This window comes from Mesonia phycicola, assembly GCF_900141885.1.
Classification (GTDB): domain Bacteria; phylum Bacteroidota; class Bacteroidia; order Flavobacteriales; family Flavobacteriaceae; genus Mesonia; species Mesonia phycicola.
In genome coordinates this window covers 68,131-90,804 of sequence record NZ_FQYY01000007.1, presented here as the reverse complement: position 1 = coordinate 90,804, position 22,674 = coordinate 68,131, and the positions used below count along the sequence as shown (strand labels likewise).

22 protein-coding genes are annotated in these 22,674 nt (G+C 33.5%); 3 read left to right on the top strand and 19 right to left on the bottom strand.

The genetic code is table 11. The annotated features are described in order from the left end of the window. The first annotated feature begins 117 nt into the window (after positions 1-117). A complete protein-coding gene (locus tag BUC03_RS11385) occupies positions 118-594 on the top strand; it encodes an Lrp/AsnC family transcriptional regulator (RefSeq protein ID WP_073152016.1) in 477 nt (158 codons plus the stop codon). On the opposite strand, the gene BUC03_RS11380 is transcribed toward BUC03_RS11385, so the two are convergent. The 19 genes from BUC03_RS11380 to alaS all read right to left on the bottom strand — a co-directional run bounded on the left by BUC03_RS11380 (position 595) and on the right by alaS (position 21,243). Continuing rightward, positions 595-1,194 (bottom strand): TetR/AcrR family transcriptional regulator, encoded by a 600-nt coding sequence (locus tag BUC03_RS11380; protein WP_073152013.1) that lies wholly within the window; start codon positions 1,192-1,194, stop codon positions 595-597. Positions 1,195-1,207: 13 nt separating this feature from the next. Beyond that, positions 1,208-2,542, bottom strand: coding sequence for a phenylacetate--CoA ligase family protein (locus BUC03_RS11375; protein WP_073152010.1), 1,335 nt, complete (start codon positions 2,540-2,542; stop codon positions 1,208-1,210). A 195-nt stretch (positions 2,543-2,737) separates the two neighbouring features. After that, positions 2,738-3,334, bottom strand: a complete 597-nt coding sequence (locus tag BUC03_RS11370) for an acyltransferase (RefSeq protein WP_073152007.1) — start codon at positions 3,332-3,334, stop codon at positions 2,738-2,740. Positions 3,335-3,404: 70 nt separating this feature from the next. Beyond that, the gene (locus BUC03_RS11365; protein ID WP_073152004.1) at positions 3,405-4,163 is read right to left on the bottom strand and encodes an enoyl-CoA hydratase/isomerase family protein; all 759 of its coding nucleotides are present in this window, start codon (positions 4,161-4,163) and stop codon (positions 3,405-3,407) included. Between the two features lie 181 nt (positions 4,164-4,344). Beyond that, positions 4,345-6,861: a phenylacetic acid degradation bifunctional protein PaaZ gene (gene paaZ / locus BUC03_RS11360; protein WP_073152001.1), complete on the bottom strand. Its 2,517-nt coding sequence runs from the start codon at positions 6,859-6,861 to the stop codon at positions 4,345-4,347. Between the two features lie 76 nt (positions 6,862-6,937). Next, on the bottom strand, positions 6,938-8,152 hold the full coding sequence (gene pcaF / locus BUC03_RS11355) for a 3-oxoadipyl-CoA thiolase (RefSeq protein ID WP_073151998.1): 1,215 nt from the start codon (positions 8,150-8,152) through the stop codon (positions 6,938-6,940). Between the two features lie 215 nt (positions 8,153-8,367). Further along, complete coding sequence (gene ypfJ, locus BUC03_RS11350; RefSeq protein WP_073151995.1) at positions 8,368-9,231, bottom strand: KPN_02809 family neutral zinc metallopeptidase; 864 nt, start codon at positions 9,229-9,231, stop codon at positions 8,368-8,370. Between the two features lie 163 nt (positions 9,232-9,394). Next, positions 9,395-9,802: a PaaI family thioesterase gene (locus BUC03_RS11345; protein ID WP_200799138.1), complete on the bottom strand. Its 408-nt coding sequence runs from the start codon at positions 9,800-9,802 to the stop codon at positions 9,395-9,397. Continuing rightward, the gene (locus BUC03_RS11340) at positions 9,799-10,968 is read right to left on the bottom strand and encodes a 3-hydroxyacyl-CoA dehydrogenase NAD-binding domain-containing protein (RefSeq protein ID WP_073151992.1); all 1,170 of its coding nucleotides are present in this window, start codon (positions 10,966-10,968) and stop codon (positions 9,799-9,801) included. The genes BUC03_RS11345 and BUC03_RS11340 overlap by 4 nt, the downstream gene beginning before the upstream one ends. Positions 10,969-11,120: 152 nt before the next feature. After that, entirely contained in the window at positions 11,121-11,903 is a 783-nt protein-coding gene (locus tag BUC03_RS11335) for an enoyl-CoA hydratase-related protein (protein WP_073151989.1), read from the bottom strand. Positions 11,904-11,939: 36 nt separating this feature from the next. Continuing rightward, complete coding sequence (paaD, locus tag BUC03_RS11330) at positions 11,940-12,440, bottom strand: 1,2-phenylacetyl-CoA epoxidase subunit PaaD (RefSeq protein WP_073151985.1); 501 nt, start codon at positions 12,438-12,440, stop codon at positions 11,940-11,942. A 110-nt stretch (positions 12,441-12,550) separates the two neighbouring features. After that, positions 12,551-13,306, bottom strand: coding sequence for a 1,2-phenylacetyl-CoA epoxidase subunit PaaC (paaC, locus tag BUC03_RS11325; RefSeq protein WP_073151982.1), 756 nt, complete (start codon positions 13,304-13,306; stop codon positions 12,551-12,553). An 80-nt stretch (positions 13,307-13,386) separates the two neighbouring features. Continuing rightward, on the bottom strand, positions 13,387-13,680 hold the full coding sequence (paaB, locus tag BUC03_RS11320) for a 1,2-phenylacetyl-CoA epoxidase subunit PaaB (protein ID WP_073151979.1): 294 nt from the start codon (positions 13,678-13,680) through the stop codon (positions 13,387-13,389). A 236-nt stretch (positions 13,681-13,916) separates the two neighbouring features. Next, complete coding sequence (paaA, locus tag BUC03_RS11315) at positions 13,917-14,873, bottom strand: 1,2-phenylacetyl-CoA epoxidase subunit PaaA (protein ID WP_073151976.1); 957 nt, start codon at positions 14,871-14,873, stop codon at positions 13,917-13,919. A gap of 77 nt (positions 14,874-14,950) precedes the next feature. Further along, entirely contained in the window at positions 14,951-16,024 is a 1,074-nt protein-coding gene (gene paaE / locus BUC03_RS11310; protein ID WP_073151973.1) for a 1,2-phenylacetyl-CoA epoxidase subunit PaaE, read from the bottom strand. A gap of 76 nt (positions 16,025-16,100) precedes the next feature. Further along, complete coding sequence (locus tag BUC03_RS11305; RefSeq protein WP_073151970.1) at positions 16,101-16,676, bottom strand: TetR/AcrR family transcriptional regulator; 576 nt, start codon at positions 16,674-16,676, stop codon at positions 16,101-16,103. A gap of 39 nt (positions 16,677-16,715) precedes the next feature. Beyond that, positions 16,716-17,330 (bottom strand): DUF4230 domain-containing protein, encoded by a 615-nt coding sequence (locus BUC03_RS11300; protein ID WP_073151967.1) that lies wholly within the window; start codon positions 17,328-17,330, stop codon positions 16,716-16,718. A gap of 93 nt (positions 17,331-17,423) precedes the next feature. Beyond that, positions 17,424-18,371 carry a GSCFA domain-containing protein gene (locus BUC03_RS11295; protein WP_073151964.1) on the bottom strand — a complete coding sequence of 316 codons (948 nt, stop codon included), beginning with the start codon at positions 18,369-18,371 and terminating at the stop codon, positions 17,424-17,426. Between the two features lie 259 nt (positions 18,372-18,630). Continuing rightward, positions 18,631-21,243, bottom strand: coding sequence for an alanine--tRNA ligase (alaS, locus tag BUC03_RS11290; protein ID WP_073151961.1), 2,613 nt, complete (start codon positions 21,241-21,243; stop codon positions 18,631-18,633). 122 nt (positions 21,244-21,365) lie between these two features. Between alaS and BUC03_RS11285 the strand changes: the two genes are divergently transcribed. Beyond that, entirely contained in the window at positions 21,366-22,340 is a 975-nt protein-coding gene (locus BUC03_RS11285; RefSeq protein ID WP_073151957.1) for a M23 family metallopeptidase, read from the top strand. Beyond that, positions 22,340-22,669, top strand: a complete 330-nt coding sequence (locus BUC03_RS11280) for a MerR family transcriptional regulator (protein WP_073151954.1) — start codon at positions 22,340-22,342, stop codon at positions 22,667-22,669. Before BUC03_RS11285 ends, BUC03_RS11280 begins: the two co-directional genes overlap by 1 nt. Positions 22,670-22,674: the final 5 nt, after the last annotated feature.

Here is a 22,674-nt window from a genome sequence, read left to right as displayed (position 1 = left end):
TGGGTTTGTTTACCTTATGGTTTTATTATAGAAAATTATTCTTTAAAAGTTAATTTTAGTTTACTTTTATTCTTTTTAAAGCGAAATAATCTCTTATTCTGTATAAAAATTAGGTAAATGCCATTAAAATTAGATAAAATAGATTTAAAAATTCTTAAGTTATTGCAAGACAATAGTAATAGAACCACTAAAAGTTTAGCCGAAGAATTAAACCTCTCTACCACTCCCGTTTTTGAACGTATAAAGAAATTAGAAAAAGCTGGTTACATTAAACAATATGCTGCTTTGCTAGATGCACAACGTTTAGGTTTTAAGCAAACTGTATTTATTGGCATAACTATACAAGGACATACTAGAAGTTATTTAGAAAAATTTGTAAATCAAATTAATAGCTTTCCAGAGGTGGTAGAATGTCACCGAGTTTCTGGTAATTTTGATTACTTACTAAAACTGATAGTAAAAGATATTGAAGCTTATGAAAATTTTATATTGACTAAGCTTACTTTAATTCCGTATTTGGGTAGTGTGCAAAGTCTTATTTCACTTTCTCAAGGAAAACAAACACATCACTTAGATTTGGAAAGTTTAGAATAATTAACCTGAAATACCTTGAAAAATAAAATCTATGATACTTTCTTCATACTCTTGTGCAGATATTTTTGAGGTATTGCTATATAAATATTGATTGTAAATGGAGCGCACAGAAGATAGAATATGATTAAGTATTAATTCTGGGTTTCCTTTTTTGATTGCTCCAGAGTTGATTGCGTCTATAACTAAACCCTTAAAAAGATCTTGATATTCTTTTCTTAACATAAGGTACCTTGTAAGCTCTGGTTCTTCTAAATGTTTCCAATCTTCAAGAATAAGGTGGGTTTTATTTCTATTTTCTAAAGAAACTTGAATATGCATTCTAATAGCTTCTTCTAGTTTGTCTCTAGAAGAAGCTTTTTTGATTACAATTTCGTGAATACCAATACTAAAGCTATCTGCTAAACCACCTAACAACACCACTAAAATCTCTTGTTTATTTTTTATGTGGTTATATAAACTTGCAGCTTCTACACCTATTACTGCAGCTATATCTTTCATAGAAGTGGCTTTAAAACCTTTTACCACAAATAGCTTTGCTGCTTCTTCTAAAATAAATTCTCTTTTACTAAGTGTTTGTTCTTCTGGTTTGGTATTGGTCATTCTTTATTTTAGCTTATCTAAGATCTAAAATACGTTGAAGTTTACCTCCTTCACTTTTAGGTATTTCTCCATAAGCTTTTAAACTTAGTTTCATGCCTAAACCCGTACAGTCTCTAATTTTTTTACATAATTCTCGATTTAAAGATAACAAACTTTCATGAGTTAAAGCTTCTTCATCTGTAAAGCCATTAGATAAAGCAATTTCTTTTTGAAAATCTAAAGAGGTTTCTACTTTTACTTCTACTCTATCTGTCACTCCTTCTTTGGTAACAATTAATTGATAGTTAGGTGTTAATTTAGGGCAATCTTTAAATACTTCTTCTACTTGTGTGTGAAAAAGATTTACACCGCGAATAATTAACATATCATCTGCGCGTCCTTTAATCTGACTCATTTTGATATGCGTTCTAGACTTACTTTCATCATAATAAATGCTACAAATATCATTGGTCCAATAACGTAACATTGGCATAGCCTCTTTGGTTAGAGTGGTAAATACCAAAACACCCTCTTCTCCATAAGGTAAAGGTTCACCGGTATCTTTATCTACTACTTCTGGAAAAAAATGATCTTCCCAAATATAGCTTCCTGTATTTTGCTCATCAAAAGCTTCTTGAGAAACGCCAGGCCCAATCACCTCGCTTAAACCATAAATATTAGTAGCTTTTACTCCCAAAGATTTTTCTATATCTTTTCTAATTGCATCTGTCCAAGGTTCTGCACCAAGTACTGCGTATTTTAAATTTAAATCTGAAAGCGGTATTCCTTGCTTCTCCAATTCAAAAGCAATGGTTTGTGCGTAAGATGGAGTGCAGCAAATTACTTCTGACTGAAAATCTTTAAGAAGCTGAATTTGTCTATCTGTTCTTCCGCCAGAAACAGGAATTACAGACATACCTAGTTTTTCTGCTCCGTAATGAAGCCCTATTCCGCCAGTAAATAAACCGTAACCGTAAGAGTTATGCAATTTCATTTTAGAAGTTGCTCCTCCTGCAGCTAAAGATCTTGCTACAACTTCAGAAAAAATATCTAAATCTTTTTGTGTATAAGCTACTACTGTTGGTTTTCCGGTAGTACCGCTAGAACAATGAATTCTAGCTAAATCGTTTTCGGGTAAAGTTAAAAACCCAAATGGATATTGATCTCTTAAATCGGTTTTCTTGGTGAAAGGAAGTTTGTGTAAATCTTCTATAGATTTAATATCAGAAGGTTTTACTCCTTTTTCATCTAAAGCTTTTTTGTAAAATGGAACTTTAGCATAAACTCTCTCTACTAGTTTTATCAAACGTTCGCTTTGTAATTTACGTAGTTGAGGTATAGGCAGTGTTTCTATTTCTTTATTAAACATATTTTAGTAGGTTTTAAAAAACAAACATTAACTAACGTTTGTTAGTCAAATATAATAAAATATAAATGAATTTAATAAAAAATGAGAGTTAAAATCAATAAACTCTCATTTTAAAGCTTGTTTTTTAACAAGTATAGAATTTTATAAGCACTTTTTATATGAAATTGATAACTTCAATTTCATATAAAAACATATTTATTCTTTCTGAAACTCTCGTAAGGTTTTATAAAAATCTTCTTGCGTAGGTCTATTTTTTGGTATTTCTCGTAACGGTTCTACCTCTTGTAAACTTTCGTGACAATCTTTTGGTAAGCGTTGATATAGTTTTGTTCCTGCAGTTTTCCAAGCTATCATCTCATCAGAAACTTGCTTTATTACTTTAGCGGGATTACCTACTACTAAACTTCTTCTTTCTATTTTAGTTTCTGCTCTTACAAATGCCATTGCTCCAACAATACATTCGTCACCAATTTCGGCATCATCCATAATTACAGAATTCATCCCAATCAAGCAATTTTCACCTAGATTAGCACCGTGTATAATTGCTCCGTGACCAACGTGTGCTCCCTTTTTAAGTACTATACTTTTGCCAGGAAACATATGTACCGTACAATTTTCTTGTACATTAACACCATCTTGTAAAATAATTTCACCCCAATCTCCACGTATAGCTGCACCCGGACCTATATAACAGTTTTTACCAATAATAACATTACCAGTTACTGCTGCAAAAGGATGTACAAAACTCGTTTCATGAACCACAGGAATATGGCCTTTAAAAGAATAGATCATAGAGAGTAGTATTTGAGAAGTTTGAGATTCTGAAATTAATTCAGAATCTCACTTTATAATTCTATTTTATTTATTTAAAACGCTCCAACTTTTCTTTAGTAAAAGTAGAAAGTACTAGGCGTCCGCTAATTTTTGCACGCTCTTGTAAAAGCTCGTCCCAATCTTCTGTACCTCTCCAAAACATCTGCTTCATTTCTTTTACTGCTTCTGGGTTGTACTCACAAAGATTTTTAGCAAAGCTAGCAACAGCCTCATCTAACTCTTCTGTAGAATCGTAAACATTAGCATACAATCCTTTTTGCTTTGCCCATTCTGGCGAGTAGAAGGTATTCGCATCTATAGCTATTTGCGTCATCCCACTTACTCCCAATTTACGCTCTACCGCAGGACCAACTACAAACGGACCAATACCTAAATTTAACTCACTTAATTTTACAGAGGCAAATTTAGTTGCCATACAATAATCTACTGCAGAAGCTAAACCTACACCACCACCTACAGTTTTACCTTGTATACGCCCAATAATAAATTTAGGGCATTTACGCATTGCATTGATAACATTAGCAAAACCGCTAAAAAACTTCTCTCCTTCTTCTTCATCTTGAATAGAGATTAATTCTGTAAAACTAGCTCCCGCACAAAAAGTACGTTCTCCTCCAGATTTTAAAACAATTACCAATACCTCATCATCTTGCCCAACTTCTGAAATAGTATTGGCTAATTTTTCCAAGATATTTCCTGGTAAAGAATTATGCGCTGGATGAAAAAATTCTATTGTAGCTACTTTATTTTCTATATGTTTTTTTACGTATGCTTCTTCTGTACTCATAAAATTACTTTTTCTATTTATTATGGTGTTTCCCTTTGGGTCGGGCTATTCGCTATATCTTTTTGCTTATTAGTTCTACTTCTGTAGAAAGCAAAAAAGGATGCCGCTACTATCCCTAACACAACCGCTTTATAAAGTTCCCTTTTTTAAATGAAAGGGAACTTTTATAGTTTATACTTTATTATTGATCTAACAATCCAAACTGATTAAAATGATGATTCAGATGTTTTCTATCTAGTAAATACCATTCGTATTTGGTCATCTCTCCAAACACTGCATTTTTGGTAATCGCTTTTGGGTTTTCTCTAAAAAATTCTTGGTATTGCTTTCTAGCTTCTTTCAATTTTAATTTTGCCGTCGCTAAATCTTCGTGCTTCAACTCAAATATCTCTCCTTCTTTGTATAACGGAAAATTGTAATTTTTAGGCATTTCTTTATAATTCCAAAGTGTTTCTTGCACCTTCTCCAAATGCTCTTCTGGTGTAGCTATTTCAAAATCTTGTATCTCATTAGCTGCAATTCTATAACTTAACTCAATATGCTCTAGCATATGCTGTGGTGTCATATTACCCCAAGATGCTTTCGTATCTGTAGTTAGTTTTGCCAATGCATTATCAAATACTTCGTCTGTAATTTCTGTAAAAGTAGTTTGCTTTTTTTGTACCATTGTTAAAATAGTAGCAATAGCAACTAACTTATCTTCGTCTTCTGTAGCATTTACATCAAAAACTTCTACATACCATTTTACTATTCCGCTAGGTAGTTCTTTTCCTTTTTGGTCACGATCTACTTTTTGCTTACAAGTTAATCTAACATTTACGGTATCGTTGTGGTATAACGGACGTAAAAATCTAATTTCTTCTAAACCATAATTTGCCGCAACCGGACCTTTATTTGGATATACAAACAAGCCTGCTGCTGCAGAAATAATAAAGTAACCGTGTGCAGTTCTTTGTTCAAAAATACTTCCTTCTAAAGAAGTGATATCTGTATGCGCATAAAAATGATCCCAAGTAAGGTTTCCGAAGTTAACAATATCTGTATCTGTAATTGTTCTGTTATGCGTTTTTAAAGACATACCCGGCTGAATATCTTCCCAATGATAAGCAAACGGATGTTTCTCTGCTTCTTTGTAAGCTGCATTAGGCTGATAAATACCTGTAATTTCTGTAAGCGTAGTTGGAGAACCTTGAATAGCACAACGTTGTAAATAGTGTTTTATACCACGAACGCCACCCATTTCTTCTCCGCCTCCTGCACGACCTGGCCCTCCGTGTACCAAGCTTGGTAATGGCGAACCATGACCAGTACTTTGTTTAGCACTTTCACGATTTAAAACCAAAATTCTTCCGTGGTGCGTAGCTGCATTTACGGTATAATCTTTCGCTATTTTATCGTCGTTGGTGGTAATAGAACTTACTAAAGAACCTTTACCCATTCTAGCCAACTGAATAGCTTCATCTAAATTTTTATAAGGCATTAAAGTACTTACTGGCCCAAAAGCTTCTGTTACGTGAGCCGCTTCATTATTAAAAGGATCATCTTCTCTTAGCAAGATTGGTTTTATAAATGCACCTTTTTCAAAATCTGCTCCTATTGCCTCCCCTTTATCAAAATCGCCATAGACAATTTGTGCTGTCTTTGCTATTTCTCTTACTTGATTTTTAACTGACTCTACTTGTTTTTTATCTATTAAAGAGCCCATTCTCACCTCTTTTAAACGAGGATCTCCGTAGGTTACTTTATCTAAAGCTTTGCCTAAAGCAATTTGCACATCTTCCATTAGGTTTTCTGGAACCACTACTCTTCTAATTGCCGTACATTTTTGTCCGCACTTGGTAGTCATTTCATTTCTTACCTCTTTAATAAACAAATCAAACTCTGGAGTACCTGGCACAGCATCTTCGCCTAGAATAGAAGCGTTTAAAGAATCTGCTTCCATCGTAAATGGCACCGACTCTTCTATTAATCTTGGATGCGTTTTTAATTTTCTACCTGTAGCTGCAGAACCTGTAAAAGTTACAATATCTTGAGACTCTACTGTATCTAGTATATCTTTTCTAGTACCACTAATTAACTGCAATGCACCTTCTGGTAAAATACCTGAAGCAATAATTACTTTTACTACTGCTTCTGTTAAATAAGCACTTTGCGGTGCTGGCAAAACTACTGCTGGAACACCCGCCATCCAGTTAACAGCACATTTTTCTAACATTCCCCAAACAGGAAAGTTAAATGCATTAATATGTACCGCTACTCCTTGCTTTGGCACCATAATGTGATGCGCCATAAAACGCCCACCTCTAGATAGATCTATAGGATCTCCCTCTACGTGATAAGGTTGATTTGGGAATAATTTTCTTAGAGAAGCATTGGCAAATAAATTACCAAAACCACCTTCTATATCTACCCAACTATCAATTTTAGTAGCTCCTGTTTTAAAACTTACTTCATAAAAAGAACGTTTGTGCTTTTGCAAGTGAAATGCTAGTTTTTTAAGCATTAAACCACGTTCTTGAAATGTCATTTTTCTTAATGCATCTCCTTTTGTTCTTCCGTATTGCAATACTTCAGGAACGTCTATTCCTTCAGCAGTGATATTGGTAAAATGCTCTCCAGTAACAGAATCTAGAATCGGAGTTCCTTCTCCTTTTCCATCTACCCATTGCCCTTGTATATAATGTTGTGTTTTTTGCATATTTATTTTATTTTGCTAACTACCTCTCGACTATGCTAGAGGTGACATTCAGCATAATATTCGATTTTTAGATTTTCTATTTATCAGAAACATTTTCTATTACTGCGGCATAACCTTGCCCTACCCCCACACACATAGTAATTAAAGCATATTTTTTACCTGTAAGTTGTAATTGTAAAGCTGCGGTATGAGCTAGTCTAGCACCTGTAACTCCTAACGGATGACCTAAAGCAATAGCTCCTCCATTTGGATTAAGTCTAGGATCGTTGTCTTTTAACCCCCATTCTCTAATACAAGCTAAAGCTTGTGCAGCAAAGGCTTCATTTAACTCGATAATATCCATATCGTCCATGGTTAAACCCGCTTTTTCTAAAGCTTTATTAGAAGCTTGTACCGGACCAATACCCATTATTCTTGGTTCTACCCCAACCACAGCAGAACTTAAAATTTTTGCCATTGGTTGCAATCCGTATTTTTTTACAGCGCTATCTGAAGCTATAATTGTTGCTGCTGCACCATCGTTTAAACCAGAAGAATTTCCTGCAGTCACACTACCACCTTCTTTACGAAAAGCTGGGCGTAGTTTTGCTAAAATTTCTTTGGTGGTAGTAGGTTTTATAAACTCGTCTTTACTAAACTGAATAGGATCTTTTTTTCGCTGCGGAATTTCTACCGTCACAATTTCTTTAGCTAGACGTCCGTTTTTTTGTGCTTCTGAAGCTTTTGTTTGACTCCAATATGCAAAAGCATCTTGATCTTCTCTAGAAATATTATACTTATCTACTAAATTTTCTGCAGTGTTACCCATTCCGTCTGTACCGTAAGCATCGTGCATTTTAGGATTTACAAAACGCCACCCAAAACTAGTGTCGTACATTTTAGCATCGTTACCAAAAGCACTAGAAGGTTTTGCAATAGCGTACGGCCCGCGCGTCATATGTTCTACTCCGCCAGAAATAAATACATCTCCATCACCTGCTTTTATAGCTCTGTTAGCGTGAATAATTGCAGAAAGACCACTACTACATAATCTATTTACGGTTTCTCCAGGAACGGTATATGGTAAACCTGCTAGTAATGAACACATTCTAGCAACATTACGGTTATCTTCTCCTGCTTGGTTAGCACAACCCATAATAACATCTGCATAAGCTTCTTTAGGAATATTTGGATTTCTTTTTACTATTTCTTTGATTACTAAAGCACCTAAATCGTCTGTTCTAACGGGAGATAAAGTTCCTTTATAATTACCTATTGGAGTTCTAATTCCGTCTATTATATATGCGTCCATTTCTTATTTTTATTGATTTTCAATTCTTAAAAATAAGTAAAACTATTTGAAATTTACAATAATTGGACTGTTAAAACTAATAAGTGTTAGTTTGAATGCAAAAAACTGATAAAATCGCAAAATGGAGTTATGTGAAGCTTGTATTATTTCATAAAAAAACTCCTTCAGAATAAAGATTCTAAGGAGTTTTGATGAATAATTTTAGGTGCATTCTTTTATCTAGTAAGCGCCGAAAACGTATCGTGTTGACTTAAATCTCCAGATTGATATCCTTTTAAAAACCAATCTATACGTTGCTGTGAAGTACCGTGTGTAAATGAGTCTGGGTTTACGTGGCCTTGTACTCTTTTTTGAATAGCATCATCTCCCACTGCATTGGCTGCACTCAGCGCCTCTTCTATATCTCCTTCTTCTAAATATTCTTTGTTGTAATGCGCCCATAAACCTGCATAAAAATCTGCTTGTAACTCTAAGGCAACAGATAGTTTGTTTGCCTCTGTTTGACTTAAGTTTTGTTGTGCTTGTCTAACTTTTAAAGAAGTACCTAAAATGGTTTGTACGTGATGCCCAACCTCATGAGCGGTTACATACGCCATGGCAAAGTCTCCTTTTTTAGCTCCGTAACGGCTATAAAGCTCATTAAAAAATGCTAAATCCATATAAACATTTTTATCTGCAGGACAATAAAAAGGACCTGATGCAGATGTAGCGTTACCGCAAGCTGTTTGTACTGCATCTGTAAATAGTATCATTTCTGGCTCTTCATAATTACCTAAGTTATTTTCTCTAAAAATAGCATTCCACACATCTTCTGTATCTGCTAAGACAGTAGCCATAAAATCTCCTAATTCTTTTTCTTCTGCTGTAAGTTCTCTTTCTCTAACTTGTGTAGCGGTTTGTTGCCCTGTATTTATTTGATCTAAAACTGGTGCTATGGCCTGACCTGTTTCTCCGCCAAATACTTGCAATAGAATAACTATTATCCCAATAATACCTCCTCCGGCTACTACTTTACCTTTAGTGCTTACTCCGCGTTGATCTTTAAGGTTGTCGCTTTTTCTTCTTCCTTTCCATTTCATAATACAAGTGTGTGTTTTGCGCAAGGGATAGCAGCGGCATCCTTTTTATTTTTGCACAAGCGTTAGTTGCTTCAAAAATAAAAAGATATAGCGAATAGCCCGACCTTTTTTTAAAGGTTGCGCCCTAATTATTTTGAAATAAGAAAAGATATAACTTGAAAAACTACTCCCACACAGCGCTTGTTCTATAAACCACGCCTTTAAATAAGGCTACCAACTCTTCGCCTTTTTTTACTTCTACTAAATAAAAACCGACTTTGTTTTTGAGTGTTTTTACTTCTGACTCTGCGGTAATTACATCACCTTCGTTTAAGGCTTCTATGTGATTTATACTACAGTCTATGGAAACGGCTTTTCTGCCGTGAGTATTAGAAGCAAAGCCAAATGCGGTGTCTGCTAAAGAAAATGTAATGCCGCCGTGCGCCTTGCCCATACTGTTGAGCATTTCTTTACGAATAGTCATTTGTACTTTGCAATAACCTTCTTTTACTTCTACCAACTCTATGCCTAACCATTGACTAAAGCCATCTAGCTCGAGCATTTTTTGGGGAATTTCAGTTCCTTTTATCATAATTGAAATTGGTTTTTTTCTAGTTTCATTTTACGTAATAAAGGACTGCAACGGTAACGATCTTCGTGATACTCGTTGTAAAGTGCGTCTAATTTTTCTACACACCAATCAATTCCTTTTTCATTTGCCCAAGCAAGTAAACCTTTAGGGTAATTAACTCCTTTGGTCATTGCTAAATCTATATCTTTTGCGGTAGCAATGTTTAAAAATAAAGCATCTGCTGCCTCATTAATAAGCATTACTAAAACACGATCTAGAATTTGTTGAGAAAGCTCTGAATTACTAAATTTCTCGACTTCGCTTGAAGCGACAGGCTTTCCGTCTTTATAATCGTAAAAACCTTTTCCTGTTTTGCGTCCTAAATAACCTGCTTCTTTTAGACGTTTTTGTGTGAAAGATGGTTTGTAACGCGGGTCGTAATAGAACTCTTTAAAAACAGTTTCTGTAACGGTATAATTTACATCGTGACCAATAAAATCCATTAACTGAAAAGGCCCCATTCTAAAACCACCTAAATCTTTTAAAGCATTGTCTATAGTAGAAATATCGGCTTTACCTTCTTCATAAATTCTAAGCGCTTCTCCATAAAACGGTCTAGCAACACGGTTAACAATAAAACCAGGAGTATCTTTTGCAAGAACCCCTACTTTTTTCCAATCGGCTATAATTTGAACTACTTTATTTTTTACTTCTTCTGAAGTTTGTACCGCTGGTATAATTTCTACCAATGGCATTAATGGTGCTGGATTAAAAAAATGAATACCAATTACTCGGCTTGGTTTTTTTAATGCTGAAGCAATAGAAGCTATAGATAAAGAACTGGTGTTAGAAGCTATAATGGCATCTTCATTTTGGCAAGCTTCTAACTCTTGAAAAACCTTTTGTTTTATTTCTAGATTTTCAATAATGGCTTCTATAGTTAGATTGGCACCTGCTAATTCTTGTATCGTATTTACGTAAGAAATATTAGATTGAATTCTGTCTTTTTCTGTAGTATCAATTTTACCTTTTTCAATTAAGCGAAGCATTACTTGTTCTAATTTCGCTTCACTTTTTTGCAAGGCTTCTTGATTGGTATCATAAACTTTTACTTGACAACCAGCAGTTGCTGCCACTTGTGCAATACCGCTACCCATTGTTCCGCTACCTATAATTCCGATGGTCATATTGATCTTAATTTTTTTTCAAATTCAACTAAAAAATTGAAACTGTGTTTTTTGGTTTAAAAATCGTCATGCTGAACTTTATTCTGCATCTCATCATCATATTTTATTGATGCTACCTTGAATCAAGTTTAGGGTGACAAAAATCTTATTAGTTACTCTCCTTTAAAATTTGGTTTTCTTTTTTCTATAAAAGCATTTACACCTTCTTTATAATCTGCTGTAGAAGCGGCTTCTATTTGGTATTGAGATTCTAAATTTAATTGCTCTTCTAGATTATTAGTTAATGATTTATTAAGCGCAGCCTTAGTTAATGCTAATGCTTTGGTTGGCATTTTAGCAAGTTTTTCTGCAAGTTTCATGCTTTCTTCTTCAAACTCTTCTGTAGTGAAATATTTGTAAATCATCCCTAAACGCTCTGCTTCTTCCGCTGAAATTTTGTCTCCCAGCATAGCTAAAGCAGATGCTTTTTGAAAACCAATTAATCTTGGTAAAAAGAAAGTACCTGCGCTATCTGGTACTAAACCAATTTTACTAAACGCCTGTATAAATGCAGCGTTTTGTGTTGCTACCACTACATCACAAGCTAAAGCAATATTTGCTCCTGCACCTGCTGCTACACCATTTACTGCTGCAACAATTGGTTTTTCTATACTTCTTATAAGTTGAATTATAGGATTATAATGCTCTTCTAATATAGATTTGAAGCCTGGGTTTAATTCTGGATCTGTAACTTCTTTTAAGTCTTGTCCTGCACAAAATGCTTTGCCATTACCAGTTAACAAAATAGCACGTACTTCTTTATTAGATGCACACTCTTTTAATTGGTCTTGTAATGCAAATGCCATTTCTCGATTAAAGCTATTAAAAACCTCTGGTCGGTTAAGACTAATTTTTGCTACATTATTAATAATTTCTACAGCTATCGATTTACTCATTTTTTTTATAAAAAAAGATTCCCGCCAAGGCAGGAATTATATTAAACATTTAAAATAATCAAACGGTTCTTGGCAGTCATTACACTTAAATAATGCTTTGCAAGCCGTAGAACCAAACTGACTTACTAAATGGGTATTGGTAGACCCACAATTTGTGCACTTTACAATTTTTTCTTCTCCTAATAATGCTTTTTTATCTGAAGTAGCATCCATAGGTGGAGCTATACCATATTCTCGTAAAGCATTTTTACCTTCTTCTGTAATCCACTCGGTAGACCAGGCTGGCGATAAAATTAAATTTACTTTAGAGGCATAACCTGCTTCTTTTAAAGCTTGCTCAATATCATCTCCTATAACATCCATTGCGGGACAACCGCTATAAGTTGGAGTTATTTTAATTTGAGCAACATTATCGATAATTTCTGCTGAACGAACAACACCTAGATCTAGAATAGAAAGTACAGGAATTTCTGGATCCGAAATTTGTTTTAAAATCGGTTCTAATTCTTCTGAAATATGTACTTTTTCTTCTGTCATTTTATGTCTTTACACTGATGAGATGCTGAAACGAGTTCAGCGTGACGTTCTAACTAAATATTTATACTTCAATAAGCTTAATAATATTAGGATTGCTACCTAAATAAAATTTACCACTTCATACCTGGGTAGGTACGTTGCATAAATTGCATATCACTTAACAAATAGCCCATTTGCTCTGAGTGTATTCCTTTTTTACCTCCGCTTTGAAAAAACTGAAGTTCTGGTTTTTCTAGCGTAGCTTCTGTTAAAACTTCTGAAACATTAGCTAAATAAGTATCTTTCAACGCAGTTACATTTACCCCAATACCTGCTTCAATTGCTTCTTGATCTGCTTCTGTAGTTTCAAACAATTCTTCTGTAAACCTCCATAAATCATTTATAGCAGTTTGCATTTTTTGCTTACTTTCTTCTGTACCATCACCAAGACGCTTTACCCAATCTGAAGAAAAACGCTTGTGGTAACTTACTTCTTTTAAACTCTTTTTAGCTATTGCTACTAAGGTTTCATCTTTACTCTTTTGTAATTCATTCAGCAATAAAAAATGAAAATGATCAAACAAAAATTGGCGTCCTATTACGTATGCAAAATCTTTATTGGTTTGCTCTACCAACAATACGTTTACATATTCTCTTTCTGTACGTAAAAAAGCAAAATCATCTTCTGTTTTCTCTTCTTCTGAAATTTGTGCTGCGTATTGAAAGTAACTACGAACTTGACCAAATAAATCTAAAGAAATATTGGTAAGTGCAATATCTACTTCTAGACTAGGTCCGTGACCAGTTAACTCTCCTAAACGTTGACCTAAAATCAAAGAGTTGTCTGCAATACCTAATATATATTTTATTAAATTTTCTTTATTCATTGTATGAAATTGAAATTATCGAGCCGTATTTTTTTTATAGCTCGGTTTCTAACTAATATTTCCACTTCCGCAGAAATGAATTACATATGTTTTACCTCGTCTGGTAAATCGTAAAAAGTAGGATGACGATAAACTTTATCTTCTGCAGGCTCAAACATCTCTCCGTTTTCATCTGGATTAGAAGCTTTTATATGTTTAGACTCTACCACCCAAATGCTCACTCCCTCTTTTCTTCTAGTATACACATCTCGTGCATTTTCTAGTGCCATATCTTCATCTGCTGCGTGTAAGCTACCAAAATGACGATGTTCTAGTCCGTTTTTACTTCTTACAAATACTTCCCAAAGAGGCCAATTTTTTTTCTTGTCTGCCATTATATTGTAATTAATAGTGAGTATTTAGAGATGAGTAACTCCAACTTGCTATACTCACTAATTTTATTTTCTGTTATTTTTCAGTTTAAAAAAACTTCTTAAAATCCCAATCGCGTGAGATGCTGCATCAAATTCAGCACGACGATTCGAATTGTTATTTATAATATTTCAAATTGAATGAAGACCCTTTGACTCAGCTTAGGGTGAGCTTCATTTTCGAATTCAAATTCTTTTATCTAGCTTGCTTTCTGAACTTTTTTAGCGGCTTGTTTTTCTGCATAAGCCATTGCTGCATCTCTTACCCAAGCGCCACCTTCCCAAGCGTTCACTCTAGTTTCTAAACGTTCTTTATTACAAGGACCTTGGCCTTTTACTACTTGCCAAAACTCATCCCAGTTAATTTCTCCAAAATCGTAATGACCAGTTTCTTCGTTCCATTTTAAGTCTGGATCTGGAACAGTGATTCCTAAAATATCTGCTTGCGGAATGGTTTGATCTATAAATTGCTGACGTAATTCATCGTTAGTTTTACGTTTTAATTTCCATTTCATAGATTGTGCAGTGTGTACAGAAGCATCATCTGTTGGCCCAAGCATCATTAACGCTGGCCACCACCAACGGTTTAATGCATCTTGCGCCATTTGTTTTTGCTCTTCTGTACCACGACAAAGCGTTAGCATAATCTCATACCCTTGACGCTGATGGAAACTTTCTTCTTTACAAACTCGTACCATAGCTCTTGCATAGGGCCCGTAAGAAGTGCTACAAAGCGGAACTTGGTTAATAATTGCCGCACCATCTACTAACCAACCAATAGCTCCAATATCTGCCCAAGTAATGGTTGGGTAATTAAAAATACTAGAGTATTTTGCTTTCCCTGAGTGTAACTGATCGTACAATTCTTCTCTAGAAACGCCTAAAGTTTCACAAGCACTATACAAATAAAGACCGTGCCCAGCCTCATCTTGTACTTTTGCTAACAATGCTACTTTTCTTCTTAAAGAAGGGGCGCGAGTTATCCAGTTACCTTCTGGCAACATCCCTACAATTTCTGAATGCGCGTGTTGAGACATTTGCCTAATATGCGTTTTTCTATACTTCTCAGGCATCCAATCTTTAGGTTCTATTTTTTCATCTCTAGCAATTTTTTGCTCAAAGATTTCTTCTAAATTTTTTACTTCTTTCTCACTCATAATTCATTTTTTTAATTAAAAGAACACTTAAAAATTAATCATTATTTAATTGATAATGAAAATTTTAACGCTCTTTATTAAACATCAAAATCTACTACCAGCTTTTCTGAAGTTGGTACAGATTGGCAACTCAATACAAAATTATTAGTTACCTCATCATCTTCTAAAGCATAATTTATTTTCATTTCTACGCTACCCTCTATCACTTGACATTTACAAGTACTACAAACTCCACCTTTGCAAGCAAATGGTAAATCTGCACCTGCACCTAAAGCAGCATCTAAAATATTATCGTACTCTTCTGTCATACCAAAATGAAACTCTTTACCACCATCTACAATGGTAACTTGTGTACCTTCTACTTTGTTTTCTATAATTTTAGCGGCTTTCTTTTTATCTTCTTCAGAAATACCGGTAACAAATAATTCATAATGAATTTTATTTCGAGAAAGTCCTGCTTTTTCTAGCTCATCTCTCAACATAAAAATCATTTTTTCTGGTCCGCAGATAAAACACTCATCTATCTGCTCTACATCAATCAAACTTTTGGTAAGTAGATTTATTTTTTCTTCATCAAATCTTCCATTAAATAAAGGAATATCTCTTTGCTCTCTCGTTAAGAAATAGAAAATTTCAAAACGCCCAAAATATTTATTTCTTAATTGCTCTAACTCTTCTTTAAAGATGATAGATTTAGCGTTTTTATTAAGATAAAATAACTTAAAAGTACTTTCTGGCTCTTTTGCTAAATGGGTCTTAATCATAGAAAGAATTGGCGTTATACCACTTCCTGCTGCGAAAACGATATAATTTTTAGGTAAATTTGCTTCGTTTTTCACTCCAAATTTACCACTAGGCACCATCACTTCTAGTTGGTCTCCACTCTTTAATTCTTCATTCACAAATGAAGAAAACTTACCGGTTGGTATTTGCTTTACCGCAACCTTCCATTTATTTTCTATAGGGCTAGAGCATAAAGAATAAGATCTTCTTACATCCTCACCATTTATATCTTTTTTTAAAGTTAAATGCTGCCCTTGTTCATATTTAAAATCTTCTTTTAAATTCTCCGGAACATCAAATTCTATAACTGTACAATCTTTTGTTTCTTTATAAACCTCTTTTACAGTTAATGTGTGAAATTTTGCCATTAATATTTATTTGTTACCTAACAAAACTAACGATTGTTAGTTTAATTTACAAACCTATCTTGTTAAATTATTTTTTCTAATTTTTTACTATGCCGTGAAGTAAGGTTTTTGGCAAGTCTTTTTTTAATACCTCAACCTCTACCGATGATTTTTTAGAATACCACAAATAAAGAGCTCTTAATGTAGTAAGTATTGAGAATATAACAATTTCTGAATTTTGGTTTTCAAGCTCATTTTTAGCTATTCCCTCTTGCAAAATTTTTCTAAAAGAGGCCTCGTAAGCATTACGTAACTTTAGATAAGTAGCTAAATTTTCTTCATCTAAGTGCATCCAATCATTATTCATACAAGCTAAAAAATCTGTTTTTTGCACCGTTATATCTATATGATTTTGAATAATAGCTTCTAATTTTTGAATGGAGTTTATAGATTGCGGATAAATTTGCTCCATATGGTTGGTAAAACTTTCTGCTACATTAAGCACAATGTCTGAAAGAATTTCTTGCTTAGACTTAATATGGTTGTATAAACTAGCTGCTTTTATACCTAGCTCTTGTGCTATATCACGCATAGAAACAGCGTTGTAACCTCTTTTTTTAAAAAGTTTGGCTGCTGTAACTATTATTTCTGATTTTCTGTCTGTTATTTTCATAGACAAAGCAAGATAATATTTTTTTAGCTGTTGTAAACACTAGTCTTTTATAGACTTAAAATCTTCTTGAGAATTTAGCTGCTCTTGGTTATATTTTATTGTCCACCCCATAGAATTGGTAAGCACAAACAATTTTTGTAACTCAGATATTAATCGGTTTTCTGCATTTTTTACAAGTACAGAATTATTAATTTGTTTTTTTAAATCGGTATTAATTCTTGTTTTAATTTTATTATAATCTTTCTCATCAAACTGGTTTAGGTAATCTTGAGTTACATCATAATACTTGATATCTGGATTAATACTTAATTCTGGCTCTGGTATAGAGGTAATGGTAAGTGTTTTATTTTCTTGATCTATATGGTAAGTTAGCGCTCTTAAATCGTAACTTACAGTTGCTTTTGCATTAACTAAGATTAGTGCTTTTTTACGTGCAGATAGAAATTTAAAAACAAAGCTTTCTTTGTTTTCATAATTGTAAATTTTAGCATAACTCCCTTCAGAAACTACTAGCTTACTCACATTTTTAATTTCTTGCTCTATTAAATTAGAAGCCTCTAGTAAATCTTCTTTTTCTTGCCACTCATTTTTAAAATATTGGTAACCCAACAAACACACTAATGCTACAACTACCCCAAGTAAAAATTTTTTCATGAATTTAAAATTTATTTCTAAAATACATGAATGCTTTTCAATTTAAGCTTATTTGAAATTAGATTAACAGTTTTACAACTTTAACCAGCGTGATTAAAATTTGAAAAAGGAAAATTGCTGCTGAAGTTTTTCTACTTTTTGTTGAAGTTTTTTCTGAAATTTTTGATGCGCATCAGAATGTGCATTAAAAGGTTTATGCGCTAAACCTTGCTGAATTTGCTTTACCTCTTTCATCACTGCAAGTGTAGAAGAAGAAAACCAAGTATCTACAAATTTATCCCAGATATAATCTACAGCTATTTGGTTGGGATGTAACAAATCTGCCGCATAAAAACGGTAATCTCTCAGCTCATCCATCATAATCTCATAAGAAGGAAAATAATACAAGTTTTCTAGCTTTTTGCGTATTTGATGAAGTGCTGCAATTAGATGCGCCTTACTTTGCTGATTTTCTACCAAACCATCTTTAGCGTGTCTAACGGGAGAAATGGTAAAAATAAATTTACCATTAGTATTTATTTGCTGAATGTAAGCTATTATATTCTGTAAACTTTTTTCTATACCTTCTACGGAAGAAAGTTCTTTTTGAAAATTTTTCTGCGGAATTTTATGGCAATTTGCAACATATTTATTTTGCTCAATATGTTTATAAATCCAAGCAGTACCCAAGGTGATTGTTATGTGAGTTGCTTTTTTTAAAAACTGAAACGTTTCTACCAAAGCAGAATTTAGATTACTTAGCAATTCTTCTTTAGAAAGTGCATTTAACCTAGAGTGAGCATCAAAACAGCTAAATATTTCTTGGTGTTCAAAAATTTCTTGTTCGGTATATTTTTGCTGAGAAACTACTTTTTTGATAAAACTTTCTATTGCAAATGGATGAAATAAAATTCCGAATGGATTTTGTAATTGCTGAAATTGATAATACGCGAACTTCTCTCCTATATTTTCTGAAAAACAAGAACCCAACAATAAAACCTTAGACGAGTAGTCTATTTTAGGTTTCTCTTCTGGTATATTAATATGGGTTTGAAGTTGCATAAATTTTTAAAGTTGAAATTGAAGCTGAAATTGAGTTACTTTAACGAAGCTATCTTGAACGGTATCGAAATGCTCAGCATAAAAATCTAAAAATTACTAAGATAATGAGATGCTGAATCAAGTTCAGCATGACGATAATTTAATATTAAAAGCGTCATCCCGGACTTGATCCGGGATCGCATTCTACTATTCTACCACCTTGTCAAAAACAAAACTTTGACAACCTCAGTTTGACGAGTTGAAAAAAATTAAAAACTCACTAACCAACGTACTTTTTCCCTTCTTCTAAAGCTTTAGCAATACCATCAGGGTTTTTACCACCTGCAGTTGCAAAAAATGCCTGGCCGCCACCGCCACCTTGAATATGTTTACCTAGCTCTCTTACCATTTGCCCAGCATTTAAGCTTTTTTCTTCTGCTAATTGCTTATCAATATAAACAGAAAGTAACGCTTTACCGTTTTGTTTAGAACCTAAAATCATGAATAGATTTTCTACCTCGCCACCTATTTGAAAAGACAAATCTTTCATTGCTCCAGCATCTAAATCTACTTCTGTAGCTAAAAACTGAACTCCGTTTACTTCTGTAATTGCATTTTTTAAATCGCCTTTTACATTTTTCGCTTTTTCTTTAAGCAATGCCTCTATTTCCTTTTTTAAAGCAGTATTCTCTTCTTGTAAATCGGTTACTGCTTTGATAGTATCTTTCGGGTTTTTAAGTAGAGATTTTACTTGATTAAAACTTTCACTCTGTTGAGTAAAAAAGTCTTTAGCTGCATCTCCTGTAATTGCTTCAATTCTTCTTACTCCAGAAGCTACAGCGCTTTCAGCAGTAATTTTAAAATGCCAAATTTCTGATGTGTTAGACACGTGAGTACCTCCGCAAAGTTCCATAGAATCTCCAAAACGAATGGTTCTTACCGCATCGCCATATTTCTCTCCAAATAAAGCAATTGCACCTTGTTCTATAGCTTCATTATAAGGCAATCTTCTATTTTCTTCTAACGGAAGTTGTTCTTGAATACGAGCATTTACAAAGTTTTCTACTTGTTTTAATTCTTCTGCAGAAACTTTACTGAAATGAGAAAAATCAAAACGTAAATAACCGCTATGTACCATAGATCCTTTTTGCTCTACGTGTGTACCTAAAATACTACGTAACGCTTGATGTAATAAATGGGTAGCAGAGTGGTTAGAAGCAGATCTATTTCTTTGTTTTTTGTCTACTACTGCTCTAAATGTACCTGGTAAATTTTCTGGTAAATTTTTAGTAATATGAATAATTTGATTATTCTCTTTTTTGGTATCTATAATGTAAGTAACATTACCATTGGCACTTTCTAAGTAACCTTTATCTCCTACTTGCCCGCCTCCTTCTGCGTAAAATGGAGTTAAATTGAATACTAATTGAAATAAAGCACCATCTTTTTTACTTTCAACTTTTCTAAACTTGGTAATTTTTACAGAAGTTTCTAGACGATCGTAACCTACAAATTCTTCTTCGTCATCTTCTCTTAAAATTTGCCAATCTTCTGCTTTGGTTTGTGCTGCAGAACGAGAACGGTCTTTTTGTTTTTGCAGTTCTTTCTCAAATTCAGTTTCATTTAAATCTAAACCACGTTCACTTAAAATTAAAGCAGTTAAATCTATAGGAAATCCGTAAGTATCATACAACTCAAAAGCTTTTTTACCAGAAATCTCTTTGCTATCTGCATTTTGTATAATTTGATCTAACAATACTAAACCTTGATCTAAAGTTCTTAAAAATGAATTTTCTTCTTCTTTAATTACATTTTCACAAAGATTTTTTTGTTTTTGTATTTCAGGAAAAGTCTCTTTCATTTGTAAACTTAGTGTTTCTACTAGCTTATAAATAAAAGGTTCTTTAGTATTTAAAAATGTAAAACCATAACGTATAGCACGACGTAAAATTCTTCTAATTACGTAACCTGCACCGTTATTGCTTGGTAACTGACCATCTGCTATAGCAAATGCTACTGCTCTAACGTGATCTGCAATTACTCTAATTGCAATATCTGTTTCTTCTTCTTTACCGTAGGTAGAGTTGGTAATAGTTTCTATCTCTCTAATTAGTGGTGTAAATACATCTGTATCATAATTAGATTGTACGCCTTGCATTACCATACATAAACGCTCAAACCCCATACCTGTATCTATATGCTTGTTTGGTAACTCTACTAAAGAGCCATCTGCCTTTCTGTTGTATTGCATAAACACCAAGTTCCAGATTTCTACTACTTGTGGGTGATCTTGGTTTACTAATTCTTTACCAGAGATTTTAGCTTTTTCTTCTTCTGAACGAATATCTATATGAATTTCTGAAGCAGGACCGCAAGGGCCTTGATCTCCCATTTCCCAAAAATTGTCTTTTTTATTACCTAACAAAATTTGATTTTCAGGGACAATTGCTTTCCAAAAATTATAAGCTTCTTCATCTTTCCCAGTACCATCTGCATCGTCTCCTTCAAATACGGTTACATAAAGATTATCTGGGTTAATTTTATACACTTCAGTTAATAACTCCCAAGCCCATGCAATTGCTTCTTTCTTAAAATAATCACCAAAACTCCAGTTACCTAGCATCTCAAACATTGTATGGTGGTAGGTATCTTTACCAACTTCTTCTAAATCGTTATGCTTTCCGCTAACTCTTAAACACTTTTGAGTATCTGTAACCCTAGCATTTTTTGGAGTAGCATTACCTAAAAAATATTCTTTAAACTGATTCATCCCTGCATTGGTAAACATCAATGTAGGGTCATTTTTCATCACCATAGGTGCAGAAGAAACAATTTCATGTTTCTTAGATTCAAAAAAAGTAAGGAATTGAGCTCTGATTTCTTTAGATTTCATATACGGTATTTCTAGACTGAAATGTTAAATTATGTTACTATTGAAACAATTTTTATATTTGTTCGTCTTACTAAGCAAAAGCGCTTAATAAGTTGAACGCAAAAATAGCATAATTTACTACAATGTCGAAGGTTAAATATTATTACGATAGCGAAACACTTTCTTACCGAAAAATTGAACGTAAGAAAGGTAGAAAGTTAGGCTTTGCACTTTTAGGTATTACTGCATCTTTCTTAGCTGGTTTTTTATTACTGTTGGTATATTTAAACCTTCCGCAAATAGAAACACCTAAAGAAAAAGCAATGAAGCGAGAGCTAGAGCACACTAAATTACAATACAATGTGCTTAACAAAAAAATGACTCAAGCTCAAAAAGTACTTGCAGAAGTAGAAAATAGAGACAACAATATTTACAGAGTTTATTTTGAAACTAACCCAATACCAGAAGAGCAACGTAAAGCTGGGTTTGGGGGTATAAACCGTTATAAAGATTTAGAGGGTTATGACAATTCTCAATTAATTATTGAAACTAGCAAAAAATTAGATGTGCTACTAAAACAAATTGTAGTACAATCTAAATCTCTTGACGAAATTGCCAAACTAGCCGAAGAAAAAGAAAAACTACTTACTGCTATCCCTGCTATACAACCCGTTAAAAATGAAAATTTAAAACGAATGGCTTCTGGTTACGGAATGCGTATGCACCCTATTTTAAAATACAGAAAAATGCATAATGGTATGGATTTTACTGCAAAAAAAGGAACAGAAGTTTATGCTACAGGAGATGCAGTGGTAAAAAAAGCTTCTAGATCTACCGGGTTTGGAAACTTGATTATTCTAGATCATGGGTTTGGCTACGAAACTTACTATGCCCACCTAAGTAAATTTAAAGTAAAAAAGGGTGACAAAATAAAACGTGGAGAAATAATTGGTGAAGTAGGAAGTACAGGCTTATCTACAGGGGCACATTTACATTACGAAGTACATAAAAACGGAAAAGTTGTAAACCCAATTAACTTTTACCACGGTGACCTTACTGCAGAAGAGTATGATATTATGCTTAACCAATCTTCTCTGGAGAATCAATCTTTAGATTAATGCACGTAAACCTACCAGATAAACTTTATTACAGCATAGGTGAAGTATCTAAAGCATTTCAGGTAAACGCTTCTTTAATAAGATTTTGGGAGAAAGAATTTGATGTAATTAAGCCAAAGAAAAATGCAAAAGGCAACCGGAAATTTACCAAAGAAGACATCAAAAATTTAGAATTAATTTATCATTTAGTAAAAGAACGTGGATTTACTTTAGAGGGAGCTAAAACTCATTTAAAAGAAGAAAAAGCAGAAACGTTGAACAACTTTGAGATAATTCGTAAATTAGAGCATATTAAATCTGAACTAATCAACATAAAAAATCAACTTTAAAATAT

Excerpts from the sequence above, each read along its gene's own strand:
- BUC03_RS11385 (WP_073152016.1), top strand. The coding sequence starts at position 118 with ATGCCATTAAAATTAGATAAAATAGATTTAAAAATTCTTAAGTTATTG.
- BUC03_RS11380 (WP_073152013.1), bottom strand. The coding sequence starts at position 1,194 with ATGACCAATACCAAACCAGAAGAACAAACACTTAGTAAAAGAGAATTT.
- BUC03_RS11375 (WP_073152010.1), bottom strand. The coding sequence starts at position 2,542 with ATGTTTAATAAAGAAATAGAAACACTGCCTATACCTCAACTACGTAAA.
- BUC03_RS11370 (WP_073152007.1), bottom strand. The coding sequence starts at position 3,334 with ATGATCTATTCTTTTAAAGGCCATATTCCTGTGGTTCATGAAACGAGT.
- BUC03_RS11365 (WP_073152004.1), bottom strand. The coding sequence starts at position 4,163 with ATGAGTACAGAAGAAGCATACGTAAAAAAACATATAGAAAATAAAGTA.
- paaZ (WP_073152001.1), bottom strand. The coding sequence starts at position 6,861 with ATGCAAAAAACACAACATTATATACAAGGGCAATGGGTAGATGGAAAA.
- pcaF (WP_073151998.1), bottom strand. The coding sequence starts at position 8,152 with ATGGACGCATATATAATAGACGGAATTAGAACTCCAATAGGTAATTAT.
- ypfJ (WP_073151995.1), bottom strand. The coding sequence starts at position 9,231 with ATGAAATGGAAAGGAAGAAGAAAAAGCGACAACCTTAAAGATCAACGC.
- BUC03_RS11345 (WP_200799138.1), bottom strand. The coding sequence starts at position 9,802 with ATGATAAAAGGAACTGAAATTCCCCAAAAAATGCTCGAGCTAGATGGC.
- BUC03_RS11340 (WP_073151992.1), bottom strand. The coding sequence starts at position 10,968 with ATGACCATCGGAATTATAGGTAGCGGAACAATGGGTAGCGGTATTGCA.
- BUC03_RS11335 (WP_073151989.1), bottom strand. The coding sequence starts at position 11,903 with ATGAGTAAATCGATAGCTGTAGAAATTATTAATAATGTAGCAAAAATT.
- paaD (WP_073151985.1), bottom strand. The coding sequence starts at position 12,440 with ATGACAGAAGAAAAAGTACATATTTCAGAAGAATTAGAACCGATTTTA.
- paaC (WP_073151982.1), bottom strand. The coding sequence starts at position 13,306 with ATGAATAAAGAAAATTTAATAAAATATATATTAGGTATTGCAGACAAC.
- paaB (WP_073151979.1), bottom strand. The coding sequence starts at position 13,680 with ATGGCAGACAAGAAAAAAAATTGGCCTCTTTGGGAAGTATTTGTAAGA.
- paaA (WP_073151976.1), bottom strand. The coding sequence starts at position 14,873 with ATGAGTGAGAAAGAAGTAAAAAATTTAGAAGAAATCTTTGAGCAAAAA.
- paaE (WP_073151973.1), bottom strand. The coding sequence starts at position 16,024 with ATGGCAAAATTTCACACATTAACTGTAAAAGAGGTTTATAAAGAAACA.
- BUC03_RS11305 (WP_073151970.1), bottom strand. The coding sequence starts at position 16,676 with ATGAAAATAACAGACAGAAAATCAGAAATAATAGTTACAGCAGCCAAA.
- BUC03_RS11300 (WP_073151967.1), bottom strand. The coding sequence starts at position 17,330 with ATGAAAAAATTTTTACTTGGGGTAGTTGTAGCATTAGTGTGTTTGTTG.
- BUC03_RS11295 (WP_073151964.1), bottom strand. The coding sequence starts at position 18,371 with ATGCAACTTCAAACCCATATTAATATACCAGAAGAGAAACCTAAAATA.
- alaS (WP_073151961.1), bottom strand. The coding sequence starts at position 21,243 with ATGAAATCTAAAGAAATCAGAGCTCAATTCCTTACTTTTTTTGAATCT.
- BUC03_RS11285 (WP_073151957.1), top strand. The coding sequence starts at position 21,366 with ATGTCGAAGGTTAAATATTATTACGATAGCGAAACACTTTCTTACCGA.
- BUC03_RS11280 (WP_073151954.1), top strand. The coding sequence starts at position 22,340 with ATGCACGTAAACCTACCAGATAAACTTTATTACAGCATAGGTGAAGTA.